Genomic DNA, 2,473 nt, shown 5'->3' with positions numbered 1-2,473 from the left:
CTCACAGGAGTATATTTATAATTTTCATTTTTAAACATGAAAGTGCTCATAAAGTCACTACCTTCCTTTTATATTTTTTAATTACTATTATTTTAACATCTAAAATTTAGTTCATTTATATAACGGTAATAATAAAATATATAGTATATTTTAGTCTATAAAAATTTTATTATTCAACCTATAGTATACCATATAGTTAAAAATATAAATAAAAAAATATTTTAATAATGTTTAATTTATGGTATAGAAGGTCATATTAAGTAATTGAAATAATATCTAAAATTGTAACTTAGGTTACCGCAAGTTTATTTTATATATAGTATTATTGAAATATGGATTTGTAGATTTGTAAACATAAACAATAAATAAATATTGGAGGAATAATAATGAGCGCTTTTTTAGCACCTATTCATACGTGGGTATTTAATAAAATTTTAATTGCAGAGGATTTAGAGTCAAACTTAAAAAAAACATATATAAATAAATATGGTGATAATGCAAAGCATATTATTGAAAAATCCTTTGCTTATGGTAGCCCAATAGACACTACCCGAAATATAGAGGATATAATTGATGTATCTAATATTCATGGTTGGCTTCAGGATAAAATTAGTAAAGTTGAAACAAGAATAGCATTTATAATAACAGAAATGATTAAAAAGAATGGAGAAGAAGCAGAAGTTATTGCACTAGAATGTTTTATGGATCAAGGTAAAATAGTTGGAGAGACCTCAAGACAAAAAGAAATGCCGCAAAGTCCAGAAGAAGTATTCAATGCACTTAATAATTACTTATTAGAAGGCATGCCATGTGATAGAGTAACTAGACCTATAAAATCGCAAGATGATAAATTTGAATGGGAAACTACAAGTTGTATTCATAAAAGTTATTGGGAAATTGTACAGGGAGATGTAAATATATTTTACAAGCTTAGACATGAATGGATTAAATCATTTATTGAAAATTCAAATGAGGAATATACTTATAATTTTACTAAAGGTTTAGAATATAATGGTATAATAGGCGTAAATCAAATTATAAAAAAATAATTATGGAGAGAATATAATGATTATTAAGTTCTCTATGGAATAGGAGGTAATTTAATGGAACCCAAATATGCTGTACTTCAAAAGGTAAGAGATGGGAAAAGAACTTATGGTGTAACACCTCATATTCCAGGAGGGTTTATAACTCCAAAGCAGCTTTCAAAAATAGCTGAGGTAGCACAGAAATACAAAGGTGTATTAAAGATGACATCAGGTCAGAGAATTGCAATACTCGGACTTGAGGCACAAGATGTTTCAAAAGTATGGGATGAACTGGGTATGAGCCCAGCTGTTAAATCTTTAAACTCTGTGAAAAATGTTCATATGTGCCCAGCTGCGTTTTGTAAAAGAGCAAAACAGAATTCTCTTAAAATTGGAATGCTTTTGGATAAGTTCTACCATGGTATGGAGATGCCCTGTAGAACAAAAATTGGGGTAGCTGGCTGTAAAAATGCTTGCACTAGTGTTTACTCTAGAGATTTAGGGGTAATTGGAGACAAAGAGGGATATATGATAGTTGCGGGTGGTAGTGGAGGATTCACTCCTAGGGTTGCAGATATCATTGCAGAAAAGTTAACCGAAGATCAAGTATTAGTTTTGGTTGATACTTTGATTACGTATTATAAGGATAATGGAAACATGGGAGAAAAATTAGGAGATTTTATAACGAGGATAGGACTAAATAAATTCAAAGAGGATATTGTAACTGCTTTGTAATAATTTATTAAAGTAATCACCATTTTAAAAATATATTAAAAACGCTTAATAGGCGTTTTATTTTTTTTGAATAAATTTTATCTTTTTTATCAATACTAAATTATTACTATATCTAAAAATTATTTCTAAAATTTACAACGTATATATGCACGATAAATGGAAATCCTAATATTTGATAGGAGTGATGAATTTTGAGAAGTATGAGGGGAAAAGAATTAGGCGAGAAAGAATGTGAAAAACTTAAGGATGATTTAGACAGGTATATAAAAATAGCAGGTATAGAAAGCAAGTTAGTAAATATACCAACCATAGTTACAGGGATTAATGATGATGGGACAATAAAGCAATTAGAAATTAAGTCCTACGCATATGAGGTAGTTGATCAAAACGATAAAATTACTGATTAATATCTAATGAGGGCACATATCATATAACTAAAGGTATAATATTATATATTTTTAGTTATGTGTCTTAATATAGAATTTAAATTTATTAGAGGGTACAATAAAACATGTATTTACTTTCCTTTTGGTGTAAATTTAGCACAAGCTATCCCTGATGATTTTTTTACGAGTATCGAAGGTGAATTTGCAGATTTAAAACCATAAAGTTTACAACCTTTAGGATAAGTGGGGTCCCAAGTAATATAGTAATATATGCATTTACAACAATTTGAGATCGGAAGAGCACACGTCTGAACTCCAGTCACC

At 28.8% G+C, this 2,473-nt stretch carries 3 protein-coding genes; all 3 read left to right on the top strand.

Annotation, left to right across the window (positions count from 1 at the left end; all coding sequences use genetic code 11):
- Nucleotides 1–386: 386 nt before the first annotated feature.
- The 3 genes from Q0649_RS13590 (at nt 387) to Q0649_RS13580 (ending at nt 2,170) form a co-directional block, all read left to right on the top strand.
- On the top strand, nt 387–1,049 hold the full coding sequence (locus Q0649_RS13590; protein WP_298842932.1) for a hypothetical protein: 663 nt from the start codon (nt 387–389) through the stop codon (nt 1,047–1,049).
- Nucleotides 1,050–1,103: 54 nt separating this feature from the next.
- Nucleotides 1,104–1,763, top strand: coding sequence for an NAD(P)/FAD-dependent oxidoreductase (locus Q0649_RS13585; protein WP_298842929.1), 660 nt, complete (start codon nt 1,104–1,106; stop codon nt 1,761–1,763).
- A 191-nt stretch (nt 1,764–1,954) separates the two neighbouring features.
- The gene (locus tag Q0649_RS13580; protein WP_298842926.1) at nt 1,955–2,170 is read left to right on the top strand and encodes a hypothetical protein; all 216 of its coding nucleotides are present in this window, start codon (nt 1,955–1,957) and stop codon (nt 2,168–2,170) included.
- The last annotated feature ends 303 nt before the right edge of the window (nt 2,171–2,473 follow it).

This window comes from uncultured Clostridium sp. (genome assembly GCF_937920395.1).
In the GTDB taxonomy this organism is placed as follows: domain Bacteria; phylum Bacillota; class Clostridia; order Clostridiales; family Clostridiaceae; genus Clostridium_AD.
The sequence above is the reverse complement of the archived record's forward strand: the minus strand, read 5'-3'. Positions and strand labels throughout refer to the sequence as shown.